The sequence below is a fragment of the Janthinobacterium lyxosi genome, assembly GCF_051380665.1.
Lineage (GTDB): Bacteria > Pseudomonadota > Gammaproteobacteria > Burkholderiales > Burkholderiaceae_D > Janthinobacterium.
Genome location: NZ_JBNYXM010000007.1, coordinates 13,480 through 37,974, shown reverse-complemented (window position 1 = coordinate 37,974; position 24,495 = coordinate 13,480). Strand labels below are relative to the sequence as shown.

General features: G+C 58.5%; 26 protein-coding genes. 13 read left to right on the top strand and 13 right to left on the bottom strand.

Annotation, left to right across the window (positions count from 1 at the left end; all coding sequences use genetic code 11):
- The first annotated feature begins 16 nt into the window (after nt 1-16).
- From ACQ4WP_RS08770 to lpxC, 5 genes are all read left to right on the top strand, one after another.
- Entirely contained in the window at nt 17-349 is a 333-nt protein-coding gene (locus ACQ4WP_RS08770; protein WP_436520105.1) for an IS66 family transposase, read from the top strand.
- Nucleotides 350-608: 259 nt separating this feature from the next.
- Nucleotides 609-1,490: a hypothetical protein gene (locus ACQ4WP_RS08765; RefSeq protein WP_436519721.1), complete on the top strand. Its 882-nt coding sequence runs from the start codon at nt 609-611 to the stop codon at nt 1,488-1,490.
- Entirely contained in the window at nt 1,491-1,970 is a 480-nt protein-coding gene (locus ACQ4WP_RS08760) for a hypothetical protein (RefSeq protein WP_436519719.1), read from the top strand.
- A gap of 480 nt (nt 1,971-2,450) precedes the next feature.
- Nucleotides 2,451-3,293 carry a DMT family transporter gene (locus ACQ4WP_RS08755; protein WP_436520103.1) on the top strand — a complete coding sequence of 281 codons (843 nt, stop codon included), beginning with the start codon at nt 2,451-2,453 and terminating at the stop codon, nt 3,291-3,293.
- 75 nt (nt 3,294-3,368) lie between these two features.
- Complete coding sequence (gene lpxC, locus ACQ4WP_RS08750; RefSeq protein ID WP_436519717.1) at nt 3,369-4,304, top strand: UDP-3-O-acyl-N-acetylglucosamine deacetylase; 936 nt, start codon at nt 3,369-3,371, stop codon at nt 4,302-4,304.
- Nucleotide 4,305: 1 nt separating this feature from the next.
- On the opposite strand, the gene ACQ4WP_RS08745 is transcribed toward lpxC, so the two are convergent.
- Nucleotides 4,306-4,815 carry a DciA family protein gene (locus ACQ4WP_RS08745; RefSeq protein WP_436519715.1) on the bottom strand — a complete coding sequence of 170 codons (510 nt, stop codon included), beginning with the start codon at nt 4,813-4,815 and terminating at the stop codon, nt 4,306-4,308.
- Nucleotides 4,816-5,082: 267 nt separating this feature from the next.
- Here ACQ4WP_RS08745 and secA point away from each other — a divergent pair, with 267 nt between their 5' ends.
- Both secA and ACQ4WP_RS08735 read left to right on the top strand, forming a co-directional pair.
- Nucleotides 5,083-7,851, top strand: coding sequence for a preprotein translocase subunit SecA (secA, locus tag ACQ4WP_RS08740; protein WP_436519713.1), 2,769 nt, complete (start codon nt 5,083-5,085; stop codon nt 7,849-7,851).
- A gap of 109 nt (nt 7,852-7,960) precedes the next feature.
- Nucleotides 7,961-8,341 (top strand): group II intron maturase-specific domain-containing protein, encoded by a 381-nt coding sequence (locus ACQ4WP_RS08735; RefSeq protein WP_436519711.1) that lies wholly within the window; start codon nt 7,961-7,963, stop codon nt 8,339-8,341.
- A 95-nt stretch (nt 8,342-8,436) separates the two neighbouring features.
- On the opposite strand, the gene ACQ4WP_RS08730 is transcribed toward ACQ4WP_RS08735, so the two are convergent.
- Entirely contained in the window at nt 8,437-9,510 is a 1,074-nt protein-coding gene (locus ACQ4WP_RS08730) for an alpha/beta hydrolase (protein ID WP_436519709.1), read from the bottom strand.
- A gap of 453 nt (nt 9,511-9,963) precedes the next feature.
- Here ACQ4WP_RS08730 and argJ point away from each other — a divergent pair, with 453 nt between their 5' ends.
- The 5 genes from argJ (at nt 9,964) to ACQ4WP_RS08705 (ending at nt 13,237) form a co-directional block, all read left to right on the top strand.
- On the top strand, nt 9,964-11,202 hold the full coding sequence (gene argJ, locus ACQ4WP_RS08725) for a bifunctional glutamate N-acetyltransferase/amino-acid acetyltransferase ArgJ (protein ID WP_436519707.1): 1,239 nt from the start codon (nt 9,964-9,966) through the stop codon (nt 11,200-11,202).
- Nucleotides 11,199-12,065 carry an ATP-binding protein gene (locus ACQ4WP_RS08720; RefSeq protein ID WP_436519705.1) on the top strand — a complete coding sequence of 289 codons (867 nt, stop codon included), beginning with the start codon at nt 11,199-11,201 and terminating at the stop codon, nt 12,063-12,065. Before argJ ends, ACQ4WP_RS08720 begins: the two co-directional genes overlap by 4 nt.
- Nucleotides 12,062-12,484, top strand: a complete 423-nt coding sequence (locus ACQ4WP_RS08715; RefSeq protein ID WP_436519703.1) for an NUDIX domain-containing protein — start codon at nt 12,062-12,064, stop codon at nt 12,482-12,484. The genes ACQ4WP_RS08720 and ACQ4WP_RS08715 overlap by 4 nt, the downstream gene beginning before the upstream one ends.
- Nucleotides 12,485-12,604: 120 nt before the next feature.
- Nucleotides 12,605-12,814 carry a FitA-like ribbon-helix-helix domain-containing protein gene (locus tag ACQ4WP_RS08710; protein ID WP_436519701.1) on the top strand — a complete coding sequence of 70 codons (210 nt, stop codon included), beginning with the start codon at nt 12,605-12,607 and terminating at the stop codon, nt 12,812-12,814.
- A 6-nt stretch (nt 12,815-12,820) separates the two neighbouring features.
- Nucleotides 12,821-13,237, top strand: coding sequence for a PIN domain-containing protein (locus ACQ4WP_RS08705; protein WP_436519699.1), 417 nt, complete (start codon nt 12,821-12,823; stop codon nt 13,235-13,237).
- 3 nt (nt 13,238-13,240) lie between these two features.
- Here the strand turns inward: ACQ4WP_RS08705 and yacG are convergent, their stop codons facing one another.
- The 11 genes from yacG to ACQ4WP_RS08650 form a co-directional block, all read right to left on the bottom strand.
- Nucleotides 13,241-13,432 (bottom strand): DNA gyrase inhibitor YacG, encoded by a 192-nt coding sequence (gene yacG, locus ACQ4WP_RS08700; RefSeq protein ID WP_034748814.1) that lies wholly within the window; start codon nt 13,430-13,432, stop codon nt 13,241-13,243.
- A gap of 18 nt (nt 13,433-13,450) precedes the next feature.
- A complete protein-coding gene (zapD, locus tag ACQ4WP_RS08695) occupies nt 13,451-14,206 on the bottom strand; it encodes a cell division protein ZapD (RefSeq protein ID WP_034748811.1) in 756 nt (251 codons plus the stop codon).
- A 62-nt stretch (nt 14,207-14,268) separates the two neighbouring features.
- Nucleotides 14,269-14,916, bottom strand: a complete 648-nt coding sequence (gene coaE, locus ACQ4WP_RS08690; RefSeq protein WP_436519697.1) for a dephospho-CoA kinase — start codon at nt 14,914-14,916, stop codon at nt 14,269-14,271.
- Nucleotides 14,917-14,950: 34 nt separating this feature from the next.
- Nucleotides 14,951-15,820 (bottom strand): prepilin peptidase, encoded by an 870-nt coding sequence (locus ACQ4WP_RS08685; RefSeq protein WP_436519695.1) that lies wholly within the window; start codon nt 15,818-15,820, stop codon nt 14,951-14,953.
- A 258-nt stretch (nt 15,821-16,078) separates the two neighbouring features.
- The gene (locus tag ACQ4WP_RS08680; RefSeq protein ID WP_436519693.1) at nt 16,079-16,228 is read right to left on the bottom strand and encodes a type II toxin-antitoxin system RelE/ParE family toxin; all 150 of its coding nucleotides are present in this window, start codon (nt 16,226-16,228) and stop codon (nt 16,079-16,081) included.
- Between the two features lie 91 nt (nt 16,229-16,319).
- Nucleotides 16,320-16,847, bottom strand: coding sequence for a DUF2867 domain-containing protein (locus ACQ4WP_RS08675; RefSeq protein ID WP_436519691.1), 528 nt, complete (start codon nt 16,845-16,847; stop codon nt 16,320-16,322).
- Between the two features lie 110 nt (nt 16,848-16,957).
- Nucleotides 16,958-17,608 (bottom strand): DJ-1/PfpI family protein, encoded by a 651-nt coding sequence (locus ACQ4WP_RS08670; protein ID WP_436519689.1) that lies wholly within the window; start codon nt 17,606-17,608, stop codon nt 16,958-16,960.
- 438 nt (nt 17,609-18,046) lie between these two features.
- Nucleotides 18,047-19,390, bottom strand: a complete 1,344-nt coding sequence (locus ACQ4WP_RS08665) for an ABC1 kinase family protein (protein ID WP_436519687.1) — start codon at nt 19,388-19,390, stop codon at nt 18,047-18,049.
- Entirely contained in the window at nt 19,387-20,121 is a 735-nt protein-coding gene (locus ACQ4WP_RS08660) for a TetR/AcrR family transcriptional regulator (RefSeq protein WP_436520101.1), read from the bottom strand. Before ACQ4WP_RS08660 ends, ACQ4WP_RS08665 begins: the two co-directional genes overlap by 4 nt.
- A 270-nt stretch (nt 20,122-20,391) precedes the next feature.
- Nucleotides 20,392-21,588 (bottom strand): type II secretion system F family protein, encoded by a 1,197-nt coding sequence (locus ACQ4WP_RS08655; protein WP_436519685.1) that lies wholly within the window; start codon nt 21,586-21,588, stop codon nt 20,392-20,394.
- A gap of 73 nt (nt 21,589-21,661) precedes the next feature.
- Nucleotides 21,662-23,134, bottom strand: coding sequence for a DHA2 family efflux MFS transporter permease subunit (locus ACQ4WP_RS08650; RefSeq protein WP_436519683.1), 1,473 nt, complete (start codon nt 23,132-23,134; stop codon nt 21,662-21,664).
- Nucleotides 23,135-23,342: 208 nt separating this feature from the next.
- Between ACQ4WP_RS08650 and ACQ4WP_RS08645 the strand changes: the two genes are divergently transcribed.
- The gene (locus ACQ4WP_RS08645) at nt 23,343-24,494 is read left to right on the top strand and encodes a hypothetical protein (RefSeq protein ID WP_436519681.1); all 1,152 of its coding nucleotides are present in this window, start codon (nt 23,343-23,345) and stop codon (nt 24,492-24,494) included.
- Nucleotide 24,495 lies beyond the last annotated feature (1 nt).

The window sequence follows — 24,495 nt, the reverse complement described above, 5'->3', positions numbered from 1 at the left end:
TGCGGGGGGGGAAGCGATCCATCCCGAAACCGTACAACAACCGGGGCAGCGCGGCTGCGGAAAACAAACCGTCGCGGCCAATTTGCTACGCCGCTTCCGCCTGCACGCCGACGCCGTCCTGCGCTTCATCAGCAACCCGGCTGCGCCGTTCACCAACAACGTTGGTGAGCGCGCCGTGCGCATGCCCAAGGTCAAACAGAAAATCTCCGGTTGCTTCCGCAGGCTCGCCGGTGCCGAGCATTTCTGCGTCATCCGCTCATGCCTCGACACACTGCGCAAACAAGGGCACGGCATGCTCACCGTCCTGCAACGCGCCTTCGCCGGCAATCCTATCCAGCTAACGGCTTAGCTGCTGAACAGTCACAATTTATGTAACTGTTCAGCCCCTATGAGCAGGCGCTGTAAATAGAAAAATTTCGCTTGGAAAAGAGCCAATTTTTTCTGGGTCTGCTCAATTTTTAAGCAAAAGCCTATGCTTTTTATGTCGCTCTCATAGGGACTAGGTGGTTGTGAATTTGTCATCCATATAAAATAAGTATATATCCCACTGGAAACTTTATATTTTATATAATACAATGGGTTTTATTTTACAATTGAGCGGAGTTTGTATGGCAAAGGGTCGGTATTATTTGGGGCGAGTTATTAAATTAGGGCTTTTGGATCAAGATAAGCTGATGAATGCGATAGTTAATTCGCCAGTTGTAGAGATTGGTAAATTCGATTGGACAATTACTGATGTTGTGGATGCTAGATGTGAAGGTTTCCAATTTATTTTTGGAAAGTTGTCAAAATATGCAAAAAATGGTCATGTAAAAATTGTTGATGAAAATTCTAAATCTCAAATAAATGCAGAAGCTCCAAACTTACTTGAGGCAAGCTCGCCATTTATTTATTTGCCAGAATATTCTGGGCTATCTTTTTTGCACGTTTGGAATGGAATTCAAGCGGATGTATTTCCAAAAAGATTCGCCGCAATCATTGAAAAAGCATATGATGGATTTTTTGTTAACTGCGAGGTTGAGTCTGTAGCAGATTACAAAGAATTTATTGCAAAACTGCAGGCGATTGATGTTTTTACTGAGATGTCTGCTAAAGTTTACCCACCCAATCCTATGTTTGGTAGGTTGTGGGAAAGTTTAAATTCATATGTCAGGAAAAGACAGGTTGCGGATGTGTCAATTAAGGAGACTAGCATGTCAATAAACGGTATCAATACCGAAATTGTAAGCTTAATTAGAAATATTATTGATGATCCTTTATATCAGCCAGCATTTGAACCCGATATAACCGATGCGGCGATACTTATGGCTGCTGATGGATATGGCGCTGGAAAGGTTACAGGGCTTGATAATGGTGTTGAAGTAATTGTAAAAACTGCAGATACGCAAAAAAGCTTTCTGTTTGATGCGGACCCTGAGCCATACTCTCTTGCAAGGGAATCCATTGAAAATTTCTCAAAAATTAAAAATGACCGAAATATGGGGCATTAAGTGAAAAAAATTCTATATTTTTTACGGGTGATGTTTCTTAGTCAGGAATTTTTTTTAATTGTAATTTCATTATTTTCGTTCTTTTTTTGTCGAGATAATATTGAAATTTTTTTGAAAACTGCAAGCCTAAATAATGAAGAGGTTTTGAAATATTTGTTGTTTCTTCCGATATCTTTTTTCGTTTGGATTGTGAAGGAGGCGAAGGATATGGTGGTATCAGAAAAGGAGCATTTGAAGATACTTGTAAATTGGCCTGATTATTGGAAGTTTAAAATTCATGTCAATGTATCATTGTTTTATGCATTTATATTCCTTCTTGTTTCTGCTTTGCCTTGGTTTGGTTTTATTTCTCCGCGTGGGGTAGTATCATTATTTTTGTTTGTTACTGGATTGGTCGGTGAGTTTATTGTATCAGCTTGTATATATTTTTCTCAGATAGCCTTAAAGGAAGCATTTAGTAGAGATTGGAGAGTAGTGTAAATTTTGAAAGAAAATCCGTATGTTTATGCTGAAAACTATCTAGAATATGTGGCAGTGTTGATGCGCGAAGTCATCGTTCATCATAATATTTTCTATGTTTTGTTTGTCAAGTGTGTATCGGGGGCATTTTATATAATATTTTGGTTAAATCCCCTTGGTGAGCCATGATGTGAAATGATTTCGCTTGTTGAGGTGCATGTACTCCCTTATTTCCTCCGTTTTAATCATACCGTTGTCGTTTTTTATCCTAAAAAAGTAGATTGACTCAATGTGCCAGCATCACATGAAACTGGTGATGTTGCCGCTGTTGTAAGTGACCTGGGCGCGCTTGCTATAATCCGGGCGACCGCGCGCTGCGCTACGCTGCACCTGTATCCGCCCTCGGTCCTGGCTCCGGCCGTCGCCATGATGACGGTCCCGTTCTTTTGCCCGGAGTCTGTCCTGCTGCCCCGTAACCAAAACCTGCGCAGCATCTATGTGATGCTGATCGCGGTCGCCATGTTTTCCCTGATGGACACGGCCATGAAGCTGTTGTCCGCCCATTATCCGCCCATGCAGGTGACGGCCTTGCGCGCCCTGTCGTCCCTGCCGCTCGTGTGCCTGTACCTGCTGTACCGTGGCGCTTTCAAGAACGTGCTGAAGGTGCGCTGGCCACTTCACTTGCTGCGCGGCGCGCTGGGCGTGCTGATGATTACCCTGTTCGCGTATGGCTTGAAGCGCATGTCGCTGGCCGAGACGTATGCGCTGTTCTTCATCGCACCCTTGCTGATCACGGTCTTGTCGGTTTTTATCTTGAAGGAAAAAGTCGACTTCGCGCGCTGGTGCGCGATCGCCGTGGGTCTCCTGGGGGTGCTGGTGGCGTTGCGTCCGGACGGCTCGGGATTTTTTTCGCTGGCCGGGCTGGCCGTGCTGGGTTCGGCTGCCTGTTACGCCATTTCCGCCGTCACGGGGCGCATCCTGAGCCGCACGGATGCCAGCGAAAGCATGGTTTTCTGGCTGATGGTGATGATGGCCCTCGGCGCCGTGGCCCTGTCGGCGCACGAGTGGGTGAGTATCCGCCGCGAAGACTGGTGGCTGCTGGCGGGCCTGTCACTGAGTGGCTTCTTGGGGCAACTGGCCATCACGGAGGCATTTCGTTTTGGCAAGGCGTCCAGCGTGGCGCCTTTCGAATACTCGGCCCTGGCCTGGGGCATGGCGCTGGACTGGCTGCTGTGGCGCGCCTTGCCCGACGAATACACCTTGATCGGTGCGGCCATCATTATCGGCAGCGGGATTTACCTGGTGCGGCGCGAAGCCGTGCATGCGGAAAGCGAACATCCATAACGGTCGGATGTGGTTTTTCTGGCGTGACCCATGCCGCGTCGCAACGAAAATCCCGCAACTGGATATAATCGACAAATGTTAAAACAACGCACTATCCAACAACAGGTCCGCACCATCGGTGTCGGTTTGCACTCTGGCACCAAGGTGGAGCTGACCTTGCGTCCTGCCGCTATCGACACGGGCATCGTGTTTCGCCGCATCGACCTCGATCCCATCGTCGAGTTTCCCGCCAGCGCCATGGCCGTGGGCGATACGCGCATGGCGTCCGTGCTGATCAAGGATGGCGCCAGGGTGTCCACCGTGGAACACCTGATGTCGGCGGCGGCCGGCCTGGGCATCGACAATATGGTTATCGACGTGAATGCGGAAGAGATTCCCATCATGGACGGTTCCGCCTCGTCCTTCGTCTATCTGCTGCAGCAGGCGGGGGTGGAAGAGCAGCAGGCGGCGAAGAAATTCATCAAGGTCATCAAGCCGGTGGAAGTGCGTCACGGCAAGGGCGACGCGGAGAAATGGGCGCGCTTGTCGCCGTACGACGGCTTCAAACTCGATTTCTTCATCGAATTCAATCACCCGGCCGTCGATGGCACGATGCAGCGCGCCTCGGTCGACTTCGGCGACGTGTCATATGTGCACGACGTGGCGCGCGCGCGCACCTTCGGCTTCATGCAGGACGTGGAAAGCTTGCGCGGCATGGGCCTGGCGCGTGGCGGTTCGCTGGAAAACGCCATCGTCATGGACGAGTATCGCATCCTCAACGCCGATGGCTTGCGCTATGAAGACGAGTTCGTGCGCCACAAGATACTCGACGCCATCGGCGACCTGTACCTGGTGGGCCACCCCTTGCTCGCGTATTACACGGCGCACAAGTCGGGCCACGCGCTGAACAACCAGTTGCTGCTGGCGCTGCTGGAACAGCCGGAATCGTATGAAATCGTCTCGTTCTCGACGAACGAGGCGGCGCCGCAGTCGTATCTCCGTCAAATGGAGCGCGAGTGGTCGCTTACCTGAGTTAATCTTTAGGTTCGCGGTGGTGGCGGACCATGTTGCGCAGCGCCGCGATCAATTGTTCGTTCTGTTTCGACGCCGGCAGGGCCGTGCTCAGCTCTTCCAGGGCCGACATGGCTTTTTCCGGCAAGAGCAGCGCCCGCGTATGCACGATGGGCGCGATGCTCTTGATGACTTGCACTTTCAGCTTGATGCCTGAAATCTGCCAGCCCTTTCTTTCCAGTTCCCCTTGTAACTTCGGCAATTGCTGCTTGAGCTTGGCCGCCAGCGCTGCGTTCGGCGTGGCCAGCACCAGTTGGCCGTTCTCGAATTGCAGGATGTCGCAATGCTCGAACATCGCCGGCAAGGCCTTGGCACAGTCTTTTTGCAGGGCGGCCAGGCGCGTGACGGTGGGCATCAAGGAGGTCATCGTCGCGTTGCCGCGCAGAAAATCGGTTGCGCCCGTCGCGGCCGGGCCTGAACGGGCAAAGCCGTAGCCGCGGCGCGGTGCCGGAGAGTAAGTGGGAGTTCGCATGGCCGAAACATAGCACACTCGCCCGCGCATGACGAGTGCGGCGCAAGCTGGCTGGTCGTATTGCCTTACAGTATGGAAAATGTCCGCAATTTCTGCCATTTGTTTGTCATTAAGCTATTGTTATATGGTGCATTAGCCCAACCTTGGCGGGAACGCATGATAAAATCATCGTCTTTTGCCATAGTCGAACTCCGTGCGGTCACGCGATAGTTACCTCGTTGTCACCTACCGAGCTTTTTTTAACGGCGTTTTTTCAAGAATTCAAGCATGTCATTACTGACCCAGATTTTCGGTAGCCGCAACCAGCGGCTGCTCAAGCAATACCAAAAAACGGTACGCGAGATCAATGCGCTCGAGCCGGACATCGAAAAGCTGTCGGATGCCGAGCTGCAAGCGAAGACGCCTGCCTTCAAGGAACGCATCGCCGCTGGCGAATCGCTCGATGCCTTGTTGCCGGAAGCCTTTGCCGTCTGCCGTGAGGCCAGCAAGCGCGTCCTGCGCATGCGCCATTTCGATGTGCAGATGATCGGTGGCATGGTCTTGCATTTCGGTAAGATCGCGGAGATGGGCACGGGCGAGGGCAAGACCCTGATGGCCACCTTGCCAGCCTACCTGAATGCCTTGTCGGGCAAGGGCGTGCATATCGTCACCGTCAATGATTACCTGGCGCAGCGCGATGCCGAGACCATGGGCCGCCTGTATGCATGGCTGGGCCTGTCGACGGGCGTGAACATGTCGCAGATGGAGCACAGCGCCAAGCAGCAGGCGTACAACTCCGACATCACGTATGGCACGAACAATGAATTCGGTTTCGACTTCTTGCGCGACAACATGGTCTACGAAGCGCGCGAGCGCGTGCAGCGCAGCCTGAACTTCGGCATCGTCGATGAAGTCGACTCGATCCTGATCGATGAAGCGCGTACGCCTTTGATCATTTCGGGCCAGGCCGAGAACCACACGGACCTGTATTACAAGATCAATGAAGTCCCTGCGCTGTTGACTTTGCAGATCGGCGAAGAAACGCCGGATGGCAAGGGCAAGGTTGACGTGCCGGGCGACTACACCAAGGATGAAAAGGCGCACCAGGTGCTGCTGACGGAAGCGGGCCACGAAAAGGCCGAGCGCATCCTGATGGAAATGGGCCTGCTGCCGGAAGGCGCGTCGCTGTACGATTCGGCCAACATCACCCTCGTGCATCACCTGTATGCGGCCCTGCGCGCACATGCGCTGTACTTCAAGGATCAGCACTACGTGGTGCAGAACAGTGAAGTCGTCATCGTCGATGAATTCACGGGCCGTCTGATGACGGGCCGCCGCTGGTCCGATGGCTTGCACCAGGCCGTCGAAGCGAAAGAAGGCGTCAAGATCCAGAACGAGAACCAGACCCTGGCCTCGATCACCTTCCAGAACTACTTCCGCATGTACGCCAAGCTGGCCGGCATGACCGGTACGGCCGATACCGAAGCGTACGAATTCCAGGAAATCTACGGCCTGGAAACGGTCGTGATCCCGCAAAACCGTCCGTTGCAGCGCAAGGACCGCCAGGATCAGGTCTACAAATCGTCGGCGGAAAAATACAACGCGATGTTGAACGACATCCGCGACTGCTACGAGCGCGGCCAGCCCGTGCTGGTGGGTACGACCTCGATCGAGAACTCGGAACTGCTGTCGGGCATCCTGACCAAGGCCGATTTGCCGCATAACGTGCTGAACGCGAAACAGCATGCCCGCGAAGCGGAAATCATCGCCCAGGCAGGCCGTCCGAAAGCCATCACCATCGCCACCAACATGGCCGGTCGCGGTACCGACATCGTGTTGGGCGGTAACGTCGAGAACCAGATCAAGTTCATCGAAGCCAATCCTGAACTGAGCGATGCCGACAAGGCCGCCCAGTCGCAGAAGCTGGGCGATGAATGGCAATCGCTGCACGACCACGTGGTCAATGCGGGCGGCTTGCACATCATCGGCACGGAACGCCACGAATCGCGCCGCGTCGACAATCAGTTGCGTGGCCGTGCCGGCCGCCAGGGCGATCCGGGTTCGTCGCGTTTCTACCTGTCGCTCGACGATGCGCTGCTGCGCATCTTCGCCGGCGACCGCGTGCGCGCCGTGATGGACCGCCTGAAAATGCCGGAAGGCGAACCGATCGAGGCAGGCATCGTCTCGCGTTCGATCGAATCGGCCCAGCGCAAGGTCGAAGCGCGCAACTTCGACATCCGCAAGCAATTGCTGGAATACGATGACGTTGCCAACGACCAGCGCAAGGTGATTTACCAGCAGCGTAACGAGTTGCTGGAAACGACAGACATTTCGGACATGATCGGCTCGCTGCGCCATGGCGTGTTCACCGATCTGGTGCACGAGTACGTGCCGCACGAATCGGTGGAAGAGCAGTGGGATATCAAGGGCCTGGAAAATACCTTGTCCAGCGAATGGCAGCTCGACTTGCCGTTGCAGGCCATGCTGGAAGCCGATTCGACCCTGACGGACGAAGAGATCCTGGAAAAAGTGCTGGTCGCGGCCGATGCCGTGTACCAGTCGAAGATCGACATCGTCGGCAAGGAATCGTTTGGTGGCTTCGAACGCAATGTCATGCTGCAAAGCGTGGACAGCCACTGGCGCGAACACCTGGCGGCACTCGATCACCTGCGCCAGGGTATTCACCTGCGTGGTTATGCGCAGAAGAACCCGAAACAGGAATACAAGCGTGAAGCGTTTGAACTGTTTGGCCAGATGCTCGACATGATCAAGAACGACGTCACGAAACACGTGATGACAGTGCGTATCCAGTCGCGCGAAGAAGTCGATGCGGCCGAACAGGCGATGCAGCAGTCGCACGTGGAAAACGTGCACTACCAGCACGCTGAATTCGATCCGAACGCGGCGCCGGAAGAACTGCTGGCGCCTGTGGCCGGCGGCAACACGGACAACGTCGACGACATGAGCGTGAGCATGGGCGTCAAAGTGGGCCGCAATGACCCATGCCCTTGCGGCAGCGGCAAGAAGTACAAGGCTTGCCACGGCAAGCTGGCCTAAAGCCGGCTTCGCAGCCTGAACAAGAACGGAGACCGCGGTCTCCGTTTTTTTATGGTGCGCCCGGAAGGGCGCACTTACTTGGAGGTGCAAGTCCTCTACAGCAGGCAAAGTGCGGGACATCGTCGTCGGGAATACTTCGCGTAACCTCGTCGCCACGATCAACGAGCTGAACCCTGTGCTGCGCGGCTGGACATCCTACTTCAGGCTGACCGAGGTGAAAGGTGCGTTGCAGGACTTGGATGGGTGGATTCGCCGTAAGCTGCGCTGCCTGTTATGGCGTCAATGGCAATACCCGGCGACCCGTAACAAGAGGCTGCAAGCGCGCGGACTGGATGCGATGCGGGCATGGAAATCGGCAAGCAACGGACGTGGCCCATGGTGGAACGCCGGAGCAAGCCACATGAACGCGGCGTATCCCAAGAAGACGTTCGACGCGCTGGGGTTAGTTTCGCTGCTGGACACCCAGCAGCGCTTCCAGCTTGTGAAATGAACCGCCGTATGCGGAACCGCACGTACGGTGGTGTGAGAGGGCGACGGGGGCAACTCCGTCCCCTACTCAATTCCGCAATGGCATGACCTGCGTGTTCATGGAAAGGCCCAGTATTGCGGCGCCTGCGACGGAATGCCTTTCAATCCGCCACGGTTCCTTGCCCGTTGCCCCGTCTTTATCATGGTGGCGATATCGGTCAGCAAGACGCGGTTGCTGGCGAAGTAATCGTGTCCCATGAAGTTCATGATGACGGCCGAGGCATCGACGAGTTCCATGCCGGGAATGCTGACGACAGGGCCGCGGATGTCGCCTATCCTGTCCCAGTCGGCAAAATTGTAGGAAGCGCGGATGGCCTTGTCGTTCGCGGAAGCGTACAGGGTGGCGGGGAGCTTGAGACTGGCAAAACGGGGGGCGATCTGGTCGCGGAAGACATCGGCATTGATGTCCGGCGCCGCCAGCACCACCTGCTTGAACAGGGGCAGCAGTTCGGGGCGCTTTTCCAGCAGGTTGGCCAGGGCCACGGTCATCGGGCGGTTGCCCATGCTGTGGGCGATCAGGTAGATATCCGTGGCGGACGAGTGATCCGCAAAATCGGCGAGGAAAGCCTGCAGGTGCGCCTGTGTCCATTCGGCGGAATTCTGGTCGAATTCATAGCCCGCCAGCGTGCCTTTCGATGGCCAGCTGTAGAACACGGGAATGGCGCCTATATCGAGGTCGACCGCCATCTGCGCCGTGCGCCTGGCGGCGTCGTCAAAGGAGTTGCTATAGCCATGGATATAGATGAAGGCGGCGTGCCGGTTCGGGTCGGCCTGGATTTTTGCCTTGATAGCGGCCAGGAAATCCGTGCGCGGCAGGCGCGTGGCCCCCTTGATCAACACATATTTTTGCGCATCGTCGCTGGAAATGAGGTCGTACCAGGACGGCAGCGGCAGCTCGCCTGGCGCTCTTTTTTCGGGTATGCTCACCAGAACGCTGCCATAGCTGAGGTGTGGCGCCGCGCGGTTGGGTTGCCAGCCATAGCTATTGCTGTCTGGCTGGTATTTCCTGTCGGTGGCATAGTACACCGTGACGTGCAGCGCGCCAGTCGGCGGTGTGCCGGTGTCGGACTTGAGCTTGCCTCCGCCGCTGCCGGTGCTGAAGTTGCCGAGGAATCCGCCCAGATTCGCCACCTCACCTTTAAAGGGTAGGACGTGTATGACCGGTGCCTGTTGCCGCACATCGGTCGGAGATGAGGCTGCTGTCGCTGACGACGCCTCGGATGCCGGTGTAGCGGTAGCGGGATCGCTTGCGATAGTAGTAATACTATCGGGAGCAAGCGCGGCGCGTTCATGCAGAGGCGAACAACCCGTCAGCCAGGCTAGCAGGCATAGCAAGCACAGCAGGCATGAGCAGCCCGGACTGCAGCAGTGCATTTGATATGACTTACCATGCGCCATGCCATCCTCCTCCGGGCGCTTGTGCCAGACTCGCCATCGTTTGTCCTCACACCTTAGTCCCGTCAACCGGCGCCGCTTTGATAAATCGCAAGCCTGGCAGGCCGCGACTATTCACATGCTCCATGTTCACCCACGCCGCGAAGGCGCTACAATAGCGCTTCCATTTTCCCTAGCAGAAGAACTCCTATGGCCGTCAATTCTCCCAAGCCCGTCGCCGCCGACTTGAAAGCCGTCGCCGGCATTGAAATCGGTGTTGCCGAAGCCGGTATCAAGAAACCCAACCGCAAGGATTTGCTGGTATTGAAACTGGCGCCGACGGCTACCGTGGCTGGCGTGTTCACCTTGAACCGCTTCTGCGCCGCGCCCGTGCAAATCTCGAAAGCCAACCTGGCCGCCGTGACGGCCGGCGCCGCGCCGATCCGCGCGCTGCTGGTCAACACGGGCAACGCGAATGCGGGCACGGGCGAATCGGGCCTGGCCGACGCGCAGGCCAGCTGCGCCGCGCTGGCCGAGCTGCTGGGCTGCACGCCGCAGCAAATCCTGCCGTTTTCCACCGGCGTGATCCTCGAACCCTTGCCCGTGCAGCGCCTGGTGGCGGGCTTGCCGCAAGCCGTGGCCGCGCTGACGTCGGACAACTGGTTCTCGGCGGCCGAAGCCATCATGACCACCGACACGCAGCCGAAAGCCGGCTCGCGCATCGTCACCATCGGTGGCCACACGGTTACCCTGACGGGCATCAGCAAGGGCGCCGGCATGATCAAGCCGAACATGGCCACGATGCTGGGCTTTTTGGCGTTTGACGCCACCGTGGCGCAACCGGTGCTGGACCAGCTGGTGAAACAGGCGGCCGACAAATCGTTCAACTGCATCACCATCGACGGCGACACGTCCACCAATGACTCGTTCATGCTGGTAGCCACGGGCGCCGGCAGCCTGGTCATCGATTCGACCGATTCGCCGCACTATGCGGAACTGGCCGCTGCCGTCACCGAACTGTCGACCTTCCTGGCGCAAGCCATCGTGCGCGACGGCGAAGGCGCGACCAAGTTCATGACCGTCACCGTGGAAGACGGTCGCAACGTGGAAGAGTGCCGCAAGATCGCCTATTCCATCGCCCATTCGCCGCTGGTGAAAACGGCGTTCTTCGCCTCCGACCCGAATCTGGGCCGCATCCTGGCCGCCATCGGCTATGCGGGCGTGGACGACCTGGACGTGGGTCAGTTGAACCTGTACCTGGACGACGTGTGGGTGGCCAAGAATGGCGGCCGCAACCCGGACTACCAGGAGCAGGATGGCCAGCGCGTGATGCAGCAAAGCGAAATCACCATCCGCGTGAAACTGGCGCGCGGCGATGCCACGGCCACCCTGTGGACGTGCGACCTGTCGCATGACTACGTGTCGATCAACGCCGACTACCGCTCATGACCGGCCTCGATCAATTCCTGCTGCGCGCGGAAAGCTTGCTGGCGCGCGTGGAAGCGATCCTGCCGCAGGCGGTCCCCACGCCGGACTGGAGCAGTTTTGCCTTCCGCTGGCGCCGGCGCCAGGGCGCAGTAGCTTATTTGCAGGCGGTGGCCCATGTGTCTTCCATTGCTTTGCATGACTTGCACAATATCGGCACGCAAAAAGCGCAAATTGAACAGAACACGCGCCAGTTTGTCGATGGACGTCCCGCCAACAACGTGCTGCTGACGGGCGCGCGCGGCACGGGCAAGTCCTCACTGATCAAGGCGTGCCTGAACCAGTTCGCCAGCCAGGGCCTGCGCCTGATCGAAGTCGACAAGGCCGACCTGGCCGACTTGCCCGACATCGTCGACCTGGTGGCGGCGCGTCCCGAGCGCTTCATCATCTTTTGCGACGACCTGTCGTTCGAAGAGGGCGAGAGCGGCTACAAGGCGCTGAAAGTGGCGCTCGATGGCAGCATCGCCGCGCAATCGGACAATGTGCTGATCTACGCCACGTCGAACCGCCGTCACCTGATGCCGGAACGCATGTCGGACAATACCAGCTACAAGACGGACGACGATGGCGATTTGCATCCGGGCGAGACGGTGGAAGAGAAAATCTCGCTGTCCGAGCGCTTCGGCCTGTGGCTGTCGTTCTACCCGTTCAAGCAGGATGACTACCTGGACATTGCCGCGCACTGGCTAGCCTCGTTCGGCTGCACGCCGGAGCAGATTGCCGCGGCGCGCGGCGACGCCCTGCGCTGGGCCTTGCAGCGCGGTTCCCGTTCGGGCCGGGTGGCGTGGCAGTTTGCGCGCGACTACGCGGGAAAGTTGTCGCAATGAGCGAAGTGAAAGTCACACCCGTGGACGTTGCCGTCGGTATCCTGATGAAGCCGAATGGCGACGTGCTGCTGGGCCAGCGCCCGGCCGGCAAGCCGTATGACGGCTACTGGGAATTTCCTGGTGGCAAAGTCGAACCGGGCGAGGCCATTTTTGATGCCTTGAAACGCGAGTTTGTCGAGGAACTGGGCTTGTATATCGACAGTGCCGAGGCCTGGTGCGGCGTCGAATATGTGTATCCGCACGCCCATGTGCGCCTGCATTTCTATATCAGCCGCGAGTGGCGGGGTGAGCCGCAAAGCCTGGAAGGGCAGGCGTTCGCCTGGCAAGGCATGGTCGGTGTGGAACCCTTGCTGCCTGCCACCATTCCCCTGCTGGAATGGCTCGATGAGGTACGCCGGGAATTCCTGGCGCCTGCCTGATCGCAACTCGTGCCAGCGGGCTGCAGCATGCTGCGCGCTGGCGCAAGCTTTCCTCTTGCTTTCCTTGTATCGCGCGCGCTTTGCGCTACAGTGCTTGCATCAAGCACCTGGGAGTTTCGCATGCCGCTGACACTGACCTTTACCGATACCGATGAATTGCTGATTGCCGCCTTGCACAAGCGTGCCCGCGCGCATGGGCGCAGCATCGAAGATGAGCACCGCGACATCTTGCGCAGCGCCTTGCGGCCGCTGCCGAAGCGCCCGCTCGACGATATTTTGCGCAGCATGCCCGATGTGGGGCTGGCCACGGATTTCGAGCGCAGCTCCTGACGTGCCATGGCCGCCTACCTCGTCGATACGGATGTGATCGTTGCGGCGCGCAAGGGAGGCGCTGCACCGGCGGGCGTGGCCGATTTTTTCGAACGGGTGTCGCCTGAGGCGCGCTATGTGCCGGTGCAGGTGATCGCGCAATTGCGCGCAGGCATACAGCGCAGCTGGCGGCGCGAAGCGGCGCTGGAAGCACTGGCGCTGGAAGGCTGGCTGGAAGCTGTGTTGGCAGAGTATGCGCCGCGGCTGCTGGAATTCGATCTCGATTGCGCGCTCGTGTGCGCGCGCCTGCATGCTCGCGGCCATGCGCATGGCGTGGATGGGCAGATCGCGGCGATGGGCATCGCCTATGGCCTGACGGTGGTCAGCGGCAGGCTCGACAGTTTCGTGGCGCAGGGGCTGCGCCTGGAAAATCCGTTTGCCTGATGCTTATTGAGGTTTGTTGTCTTCGTCCGCCAATGGATCTTCGAACGGGTCGGCAGCGGGGATCGTGTATTTTTCCTCGGCCCAGGCACCCAGGTCGATTTGCTTGCAGCGTTCCGAGCAGAAGGGGCGGAATTTGTTGGCTTCAGTCCATTCGACTTTGGCGGCACAGGTAGGGCAGTTAACGACGGTCATGATGGGGCAAATAAGTAACAGTTAAAAATTACAGAGCGTCAGCTCGAACGGGACATCTTCTTCCAGCGGCTTGGGTTTCAAGTCGCCACCCTGAGTAGTGAAGCGTACCCACAGCATATATTTGTTGGCGGAAATTTCCGGGATGGCGCCGCTGTTTTCATCCAGGCTCAGGCGCAGCATTTGGTACACCTTGCCTTGCAGCATTTGCTGGTAACTGCCGCCATTGGCGATCAGTTTGACGGGGCCGCCGGAATCGCGCAGCAGGCGCAATACCAGGGCCAGCGCATCGAACAGGGGTGCCAGCGGGGCAAACCAGGCGTGGATATCGGTCAGGCGCTGCTCGGAACTGCGTTTTTGCCAGGCAAAGTAGGACGGCAAGTCGAATTCGCAGGCGCCGCCCGGGATGATGGTGCGGCCGCGGATGCTCATCAGCCATTCATTGTCGCGGATATTCTGGCCCGTCTTGCCTTGCGCCGCCACCAGGGCGCCGCTGACACTGTCGAGTTCGCCGAGGATGGCATCGAGAGTTTCCGGTTCCACATTCGGATTGCTGCGGTAGCCCAGCAGGCTCTGGCGCTGGCGTTCGAGTTCCTGCAGCAGGTCGGACTTCAGGTCGGCGCGGCCGGCCACTTCGAGCATGTCGAAAATAGTTGCCAAGGCAACATGGTGCTGCATTGCATGCTCTTGCTGGATGAAAAACTTGAATTTGTCGTACAGGTCTTCCAGCCGCAACAAGGTACGTATGCGTTCGTTGAAAGGGTATTCGTAGACAATCAAAATAATTCCCTTAAGTAAGGACCTGCAAACAATCCCGTGATTTTGAACCAAGCGTCGACAAATTACAAACGTTGCGGCCCGTTTCCGGCCATTCTTTTTGAAAATGCCAGATATAAATCGTGCAACTGGGCAATCTGCGGCGCCAGGACCGCCAAATCGCCATTATTGTCGATCACATCGTCCGCCGCCGCCAGGCGCATGGCGCGCGTGGCTTGCGTGGCCATGATGGCTTTGACTTGTTCTTCCGATAAGCCATTGCGTGCCATCACGCGCGATACTTGCAGGCTCTCCAGGCAATCGATGACCAGCACGCGGTTGACGCGCTCCACCCATCCGCCGGACTCGACGAGCAGGGGCACGGCAAAGATTACATAGCTGCCCGTCGCTTCGGTGGCGGCCGCCAGGGTGGCCTGGCGGATGCGCGGATGCAGGATGGCTTCCAGTCTGGCCTTGGCGGCGGCGTCGGAAAACACGAGCTTGCGCATTTTTGTGCGGTCGAGGGCGCCGTGCGCATCGGCGTAGTCCGGGCCAAATTCCGCCAGCAGGGCCGGCATGGCCGCGCCATTTTGCGCCGTCAGGCTGTGGGCGATCTGGTCGGTATCGACGATGGCGGCGCCGCGTGCGGCGAACAGGTCGGCCACGGTGCTCTTGCCGCAACCGATGCCGCCAGTGAGACCCACGCTGAAATAAGGGGCGTTTTGTTGTTGCATGTGTTTATCCATAGAGTGCGCAGTGCTGCGCCGGTCAGCCGGTCAGGCCCAGCGTGAGCCGCGACAGGGGTGTGCCGTACAGCAGGGCGATCAGACCCGCCGCCGCCAGGTAGGGGCCGAACGGGATGGGTTTGTCGCGCCCCCGCTTGGCGAAGACGATCAGGCCGATGCCGACCACGGCGCCGACCAGCGATGACAATAATATGATCGTCGGCAACATGGTCCAGCCCAGCCAGGCACCCAGCGCCGCCAGCAATTTGAAGTCACCATAGCCCATTCCCTCCTTGCCTGTCGCCAGCTTGAAGGCCCAGTACACGGCCCACAGGGCCAGATAGCCGGCGGCCGCGCCGATGACGGCGTCCTGCAGCGGTACGAAGGTGCCGTTGATGTTGACCAGCAGACCCGCCCACAGCAAGGGAAAGGTCAGATCGTCGGGCAGCATTTGCGTGTCGGCATCGATGAAGGTCATGGCGATCAGTAGCCAGGCAAACACGAGCGTGGCCAGGCCCGTCCAGCCGCTGCCGAAGCGCCAGATCAAGAGGGCCGACAGCGTGCCCGTCAGCAGCTCGACGAGCGGATAGCGCACGGAGATGGGCGCTTGGCAGGCACTGCACTTGCCGCGCAGCAGCAGGTAGCTGATGACGGGAATGTTTTCCATGGCCGTGATGCGGTGGCCGCAGGCGGTGCAGTGCGAGTGCGGCAGCATCAGGTTGTAGCGGTCCGCGTGCGGCAAGGGCAAGCCGCTTTCTTCCGCCACGTAATTATCGGACTCGCGCTGCATCATTTTCGGCATGCGGTGGATCACCACGTTGAGGAAGCTGCCGACGATCAGGCCGAACAGGGCGGCGACGAGGGCGACGGGCAGGTTGCCGGGCGCAGCGAATAGCAGGGTATCTTGCAGCATGGTGGATTTGTCTGAGGTGAAGATCGTTGCCGCGCAAACATTGCCTGGCACTGCCGCAGTGTAAGACATCTGCCAGCACATGGGGACGTTTTGCGCAGGGCGCTGGTCGAGGGATGACGGCGGGCCAACATAGCGGCCGTAGTTTTCGCGCTGGTCGTTCGAGAGAAAACTGACTGGTATGAGTTCTCCTGCTGAGCTGGGACCGCTCCATTATGCCGTGTCCCGTTCGATCCCTCTTGCGTCGTCGTTCTCGGCCGCTTACCTCTCCTCACGGGTGTGCCACAAATGCATGACATAAATCGTGGACGCCTCGATCTCGTAGCGCACTTCGTAACGGCCGACCAGGATGCGCCGGATTTCGCGTTCTTCGAATTCTTCCAGTCGCTCACCGATGTGTGGGTTTGTCACCGGGCTTGCGGAGGCTGTCCCGCAAGCCGGGCGCTGGAAACTCCTACGCTGCCTTTAGATGGTCAATATTCGGTTAGCGGCAACAATGAGGTCACCTTTCTGGCTTACGGTGCACCTTGTCGCGCCGGTTGACCGCGCGCTCCAACAGCGAGTGAGTCAGGAGCTTATGAAACGGCATGATGATAAACAAATAAACTCTTCCAAAGAGATTGTTTATTTTAACCAAGGTTGAAATCGTCACTTCTGATCCTTTCAGACTCGGTTGAATGCTTATCCAGATCCGAAAATCCAGATGCTTGTCGTCACCACCGACGACGACTTCAGTGCCCGTACTTGAAATAATCGGAAACATGCCAATCTTCCCCAGCCCGCGATCGCTAAAGCTAGTACTTGTCTTTAGTCCCAACGGTGCGACGATTCCGTTGCGCAGAATAATGAGCCAGGTGAGCATGCGATGCGGTTCAGCGAACACGGCGCGCCCCGCTTGTTCGGCGTCAACGTAGGTTCGATCCCCCTGACCGGAATAGCCGTCGGAGAAATCAATGCGCGTCAATTTTGACGCCGACATTGCTGCTGCCGGTGCGGGAATGAGGAAGACTTTATTTGCTTCGTTTGTCATGAATAAAACTCTCTCTGTAAAGTGAGTGACGGTCGGACTGCGGTTGTTTTGATTAGCGCGCATTCAAAGTTTGCAAACGTGCACTGGCGGGCGGAGTGCTTTCATAGTGGTCACATGGGCCGGAATGCTCCATCTAATATTGCGCCAACTCCTACTTTCGGGGCAATGGCGTCTCGGATACTCATATCAATGAGTCGCTCATAGATTGCGCTTTGGCCGGCCGGAATAAGTTCTCTGAGTGTTTCTTTACGTTTGTCCCGGCCGAACAAGGCCTCAACGGCCCAACCGATTAGATACACGGCAGACAAACAGCCACCTGCGGTCGCAACATTCCCTTTGCATACCAAGGGCAAATCGAGAACCTCAATTCCCAGGGCTTGCAGTTCCTCTTTGGCATCGGGATGAGTCGTGGCCGGCCCCAATGCCAGCAGACCCAACTTGGCAAGAATGAACGAGCCGGCACAGATCGATCCAATGAGCTGCCTATCTGGACTCAGGGAAAATGCACGCATGAAATCCTGGTTGGCGATAGCGCCTTTCACGCCAACTTTACCGCTGGAAAACAATACAACGTCTGCGTCATTCGCTTCGCTGAGGCACCCGTGGGTCTTGATAACAAGACCGTTTGCGGATTGGTGTTCTTCCTTTGTTCCCAATATCTTCACTTGCCAGTCCGTCTTATTCCTTCCGAGGATGTCCCACATCAAGAACAAATCCAAATCGGTGAAATGATCAAAAATCACGATGACTATTTTTTTCATGTTGCGCTCCGCCGTTTGCGTCGATTCAACATTAGACTACGGACGAGCAACACATCTTTTGCATCAGAAGTTGTGAATAAGTCCATAAAATATCTGTTTGTGAAGCACTTCTTTTCCTGATTGGACGAGCTTCAGTGCTGGCCCGCCGGGACAATTCTTACCGACTGCGCGTCGGCTTTCAGTGCGAAGTAGGTCCACATTCCTCCAAGAAGATCTGCTACTCCGAAAAAACGATCATTGGGCTGGCAAGGCCAATGGCAGCAAAGGTCATGAAGGCCGCGAACATGAGGAGGCGCGTGTATAGGCTTGCTGGTTTCAAGGATCAAGTGCAACACTGGGTGATTGAACTGTGGTGGTCGGATATTGCGCAGCCGCGGCGTGGCTGTTGCCAGGCATGATGAAGACTGCGCATCCCGGAAGCAGAAACGTGGTATTCATTTAACGAATCCACGGGTTGGCGGTGCGCACGCGTGCACCAAGGGTTCTGAGAAGCTGGATCAGACCTAGATAGGCACGGTCTACGTAGGGCAGCTCCTCCGGCAAGGACTGCAGGTGCCGAAGTGCCTGGCGCTGATGCTCGGCTGATGGACGTGGGTATGGCGGGTGTTGCGCAAAGTCATACACCGCCACGGTAAACGGCAACTTCTGCCAGGCATGCCGCTCGGCCATTGCCGGCAGCAGTTGCTGGCAAAACTCATGCTCATTCAGATTCGGCCCAATCAGGCCCAAGTCCCGATAGGCCTGCTGCATGGCACTGTGGTCCGCCGGGTCGCGCAACTGTGCCGACCATAGCGCGCTGAGCGCTTGGCAAAAGTCAGCGTCCAGCGCGCGGGTGCAGCCAAAGTCCAGCAGGCCCAGTCGGCCGTCCGGCATGAACAGATAGTTGCCCGGATGCGGGTCGGCTTGCAAGCGGTGCAGTACAAAGGTGCAATGAAAGAAGGCGTCAAACAGCAACTGACCAGCCTGATCACGTGCGGTTTGATCGGGTTCGGTCAGCAACCATTCGTTGAGATGCAGTCCCGGCAGGCGTTGCATGGTCAGCACACGGCGTGTGGTGCGGCCCATTACCGGCTGGGGAATCACCAGGCCCGGCAGCGTGAGATGCTGTGCAAACCATTGCATGGTCACTGCCTCGTGCAAATAGTCCAGCTCCTCGGCCAGTTTCTGTTCGATGTCATCCATCATGCGCGCGATGATATCGGCTTTGGGCATCATATCCGAGCGTTCCCCCAAGGCTTGCAGCAGGCTGCGCAGCATACGCATGTCGCTGCCAATGGAGTCCGCCATTCCGGGGTATTGGAGCTTGACGGCCACTGCCAGACCGTCGGTCATGATGGCGGCGTGGACCTGACCCAGACTGGCGGCAGCAAAGGCGATCGGATCGAATTGCTGGAACAGGGCTTGCGGATCCTGGCCAAACTCCTGGCGCATCACTTTGATCACCAACGCGCGGTTCAGCGGCGTGACCTGATAGTGGGCGCGGGCCAGTTCCTGGCGCATGCCCTCGGGTAGAAAGCCTAGTTCCATGCTGAGCAGCTGCGAGGCTTTGAGCGCCGTGCCCTTGAGCTGGTTCAACGCAGCAAACAGGATGCGCCCGAGTTCCGCCCCATGTGCCGCGCGGGCCTGTTCCGTTTTCGCATCGTCGCGCGTCATCGACTTGGCCTTATGGCCCAGGTGTGTCAGCCCGGCCCGCGCCACCGCCATGCCGACAATCGCGCCACGCGAAAGGCGCCCGGTACGCGGCAACTGCGAAACTTTGTTCGTCTTGGTCGTGGGCCTCATGAGCGTACCCCGCCCAAACCGCGGCGGGCCAATTGCAGCAGATCCAGCAAGCCATTGCCGTCTTGCATCAGGCGCGCCAGCTGGCTGCGCACCATGAAACCGCCCAGCTCCAGCAGCTTGTCCACCAGGCCGCTGCGCAAGGCTAACACCAGCACGCCCAAGCTTAAATCGACCATTTGCGTGGTGTTGGAAAATTGGTCGGAGGTGTCGCGTAGCCAGTACGCAATGACGCCGTACACATAGTCGGCCAACAGTCCGGCCAGGCTGGGCTTGAAGCCGCAAGGCACGATTTCACTGGTCGTCTCGGCCTGCTCCAGCATCTGGACGAAGGTTTGCCGGAGCAAAGGCTTGCCGGGTAGTTGCTCGCCCAACAGCAGCGTGGGCGCGCGCTCCACCATGCCGCGCGCCAGACCCACAAATTCGCGGTCGGCCAGCAAACCTTCCAGCAGACTGTTGACCACCAGTTGCAGGCGCTCCTGCAGCGAAAATTCGTTCTGTCCCTCCGTCTTGTCGGCCTGCGCCACTGCGTCTGCAATTGCTTGCTGAAAGTAGGCGGTTACCAGTTTCTCCTTGGTAGGGAAGTATTTGTAGATGGTGGCATCACCCACGTCGGCGGCACGCGCGATCTGCTTCATAGTGGTGCCTTCGAACCCATGCTGGGTCATCAGGTCCACTGCGGTCTGAATGATCAGCCGATGGTTTTTGGCTTGTTGGGCTTTGGAAGTACGCATGATCGAAATTTGAAGAAGAGTGGAATGTCGGGGGGGCAAAACAATCAAGTCTGGCCCCAGCATGTAAGAAGTGCGACGGCGAGCAGGCAGACCCACCCCTGGGATTACCTCATGCCCTACATTGCGATGTCAATATACGATACTTGCTATCTATTGATTTAATATATTGCACATCTATTGGATAGTCAATGACTATTATTTGATAAAAAGGTAGATGTATTACAAGCATGGGTTCATGCTGGGTGTCGGTGGCAACCTACAGGCGCGCAGTCAAATCACGGCGCCCAGCTTGAAAATCGGCAGATACAAGGCGATCACCAAGCCGCCGACCAGCACACCCAGCACCACCATCAGCGCCGGTTCCAGCAGCGCGGAAAGGGTGGTCACGGTGGCATCGATGTCGGCCTCGATGATCTCGGCCGCGCGCGACAGCATGGCGTCGAGGGCGCCCGATTCCTCGCCGATCAGGGCCAGTTGCGTCAGCAGCGGGGGAAACACGGCGCTGTGCTCCATGGCCAGGGCCAGGCTGCCGCCGGCGCGGATTTCACGTTCGATGCGCGTCGTCGCTTCCTGGTACAGCGCGTGGCCGGAGGCGGCGCCCACCAGGCCGAGCGAGTCGAGCAACGGCACGCCGGCGGCGAACATGGCGGCCAGGGTGCGCGTCCAGCGGGCAATCGCCGCCTTGCGCAAGAGCGGGCCGAACACGGGCAGGCGCAATGCCCGCAGTTGCATGTTGCGCCGCAAGGCAGGCCAGCGGTGCCAGGCCAGGTACGATAGCAGCCAGGCCAGCATGAGCGCCGCCAGCAAGGCCAGCCAGTAGCGTACAAGAAAGGCGGACAAGCCCATGACGAGCAGGGTGGGCAGCGGCAATGGCGCACCGAAGCTGTCGAAGACCTGGCGAAAGGCGGGTACGACCACGCTCATGATGATGGTCGTGACAGCGATGGCGACGAGCACGATGGCCAGCGGATACATCAGCGCACCGCGCACTTGCCGCCGCAGGGCGATGGCTTTTTCCTGATGCGTGGCCAGGCGCGCCAGCAAGTCCTGCACGATGCCGGCCTGTTCGCCGGCCGCCAGCAGGTTGCAATACAGCTCGTCAAATAGCAGCGGGAACTGGCGGAATGCCTGCTGCAGGCTGCTGCCCGCTTCGATGTCGTGGCGCAAGTCGCGCATCAGCTCGGTGACGGCGGGTTTGGCGTGGCCCTTGCCGGCGATGTCGAAGGCGTGCAGCAGCGGCACGCCGGCCGCCATCATGGTCGACAGCTGGCGCGTGAACAGCGCAATATCCTTGTGCGTGATGGCCTTGCCCGGCGCGGCGCGCGCCGCCTGTACCCTGGTGGCCAGGATGCCCTGGCGCCGCAAGGCCAGGCCGGCAGCGCTGGCATCGGCGGCGCGCATGACGCCCTCGACCGCCTTGCCATGGCGGTCCGTGCCCTTCCATGCAAACCGCCGCTCGGCCGCCATGCGCACCTCCTGCCGTCACGGTAGCAGCGTCAGGCAAAAGCACCAGCCGCGCTGGCGGCAAGCTTGATCTGGCTCAGCCTTTTGTGGTTTGTACTTCCGTTTGCACAAGGGCCTGGGCCTTCACGTCGGCCGCATCTTCCTCGTCGCTATCCGTGCCCTTGCTGATGCTTTCGCCATCGTCGCGGCGCAAGGTCCAGAACGTCAGCGAGGACAGCACCGTCAGGGCAGCCAGGGTGAGGAAGGCATGGTGCAGCGCCGTGCTGAGCATGGCGCGGTCCGACTGCGGCATGTCGCCCAGGTACCAACCCGTGATCAGCGAACCGAAAGCCAGGCCAAAGCTCATCGACAGTTGCTGCATTGAGCTGGCGATGGTGCTGGCCATGCTGGAATCGGTCTTGTCGACGTCGGCATACGCAATGGTGTTCATGCTGGAAAATTGCAGCGAATTGAAAAAGCCCATGCACAGGCTGATGGCGACGATCACGTACAGGGGCGTGCCCGCGCCCACCTGCGAAAACATGGCGATGGTGATGCCGATCAGCACAGTATTGACGATCAGCACCTGGCGGTAGCCGAAGCGGGCCAGTACGCGCGCGGAAATGAACTTCATGCCCATGGCGGCAGCGGCCGACGGCATCATCAGCAAGCCGGACTGCCAGGCGGGCAAGCCCAGGCCCAACTGGTACAGCAGCGGCAGCAGGAAAGGCAGGCCGCCCACGCCCAGGCGCGTGACGAAGCCGCCCACCACGGAGACGCGGAAGGTGCGGATCTTGAACAGGGTCAGGCGCAGCAGCGGGTGCAGCACTTCGCTCGAATGCCAGACATACGCGGCCAGCAGGCTGATGGAAATGAGCAGCAGCACGGCAAACGAGGTGCCGTCGATGCGGTGTTCACCGAAGATTTCCAGCAGCCACGACAGCAGCGCGATGCCCGTGCCGAACAGCACCAGGCCGATCAGGTCCAGCGGACGGGGCTTGTCGCCATAGTAATCAGGCATGTAGCGGTGCGCCAGGTACAGCGCCGCCAGGCCCACGGGCACGTTGACAAAGAAAATCTCGCGCCACGATAGCCAGTGCACGATCAGTCCGCCCACCGTGGGGCCCAGCAGGGGGCCGATCAGGGCGGGGATGATGACGAAATTCATGGCCGCCAGCAATTGTGACTTGGGGAAGGTGCGGATGATGGTGAGCCTGCCCACCGGCATCATCATGGCCGCGCCCATCCCTTGCAACAGGCGCGCGGCCACCAGCATGGGCGCATTCACGGACAGGCCGCACAGGATGGAGGCGATGGTAAAGATGGCAACAGCGGCGGAAAACACGCGCCGGGTACCGAAGCGGTCGGCCATCCAGCCGCTGATGGGGATGCACACGGCCAAGCTCAGGATGTAGCTGGTAACGACAGCCTTCAGGCTGAGCGGCGTCACATTCAGGCTGGCGGCCATGGCGGGGATGGCGGTGTTGACGATGGTGGAGTCGAGTTGTTCCATGAACAGGGCGGTGGCAACCACCCAGGGAAGGTAGCTTTTAATCGGGGAACTGGTCATGGATGTGAGCCTGAGGAGGAGAAACGGAGCCGACAGTACGACGAATTGTCACATAAATGGCGCAGGTGTGCCGCCCGCACCGTCCATTCTGGCAGCGTGCCGGGGGCATCGTCCATGGAACATTTGTTCCATGGCAATAGATCGCGGGCAAGGCTAGCATGTGTGTTCTGGCAGCTCCGGCCTCTTCTTTCCTCGAAAGTCACACTACATGAAAAATGCACTTACCTTCCTCGTCCTGGGCGCGGCCCTGTCCGCATGCGGTGGCGGCAGCGATGGCGTGACGGAAGCACCGATCAAGCCACCCGTCGTGGTGACGCCTCCCGTCGTCCCCGCCGACAGCGTGACGGTGGCATCGGAAGCCGTGGCGAAAGAGGCTGGCCTGAACGTCATTGCCGGTGCCAGCGCCGACGAAAGCGTGTATGACGTGGCCGCCGATATCGGCGACACCTGGCGCATCACGTTTGATAGCGTCAAGAAAACCTATGCCATTCGTGTCCTGTCGACGCAGTTCGGCTTGAGCGACCGCAGCGGCACGTTCAGCGCTACCACCACCGGCAATTTCACCACCTACACGGCAACGGATTTCAGCGTCACCGTCGATACACGCACGCGTCTTCTGTCGGGCAATATCAAATTGGGTGGCATGGTCTCGACCGTCAGCGGCAGCGGCTATGCGGTGGGTGACGTGGCCAAGCTGGCCGGCAGCTATATTTTCCTGGGTGCCATGCGCAATGCATCGAACGGTGCTGACCGTTTCAATCCGAAAGGCAGTCTCAAGATCGCTGCCGACGGAGCGGCCCAACTGTGCAATGGCGGCGTGTTCAATGCGCAGGGCGTGTGCTTTGCGGTATCGCCGCAGCTGGAAGCGGAAAACGCCAGCCTGACTCTGGTCAAGGATGCGAAGAACGGCTTGCTCGTCGCCCGTCAGGGTGGCCTGGACTTCGGCATCGTGCATGTGCACGCCGGGGACCGGGGGCTGGCGCTGTTCATCGACCGCTACAGCCGCAACCAGGAAAACGTCATGCGCGTGGGCACCATCGTCGCTGCCAAACAGCAGAAGATCGGCACGGAAATCAATGGCAGCTATGCCTGTGCGGCGTCGGGCATCAGCGCGAACATCGTCGTTGCCGGCAGCACCGCCACTCTGACGAATAACGCGACCGGCAAGACGCATGCGGAAACCATCACCGTCAACAAGCTGGGTCTGGGCGCGCAAGCTGTCGATTTCGATGGCATCGCCGTGTTCAAGGACCCCGCCGACGTGCCGGCAGATTACTCGATGTTCATGCCCGTGTCGTCGAGCATGGCGGTCGAGTTTTCGACCGACCGTTCGTACATGGGCATGTGTCTGAAAAAATAGT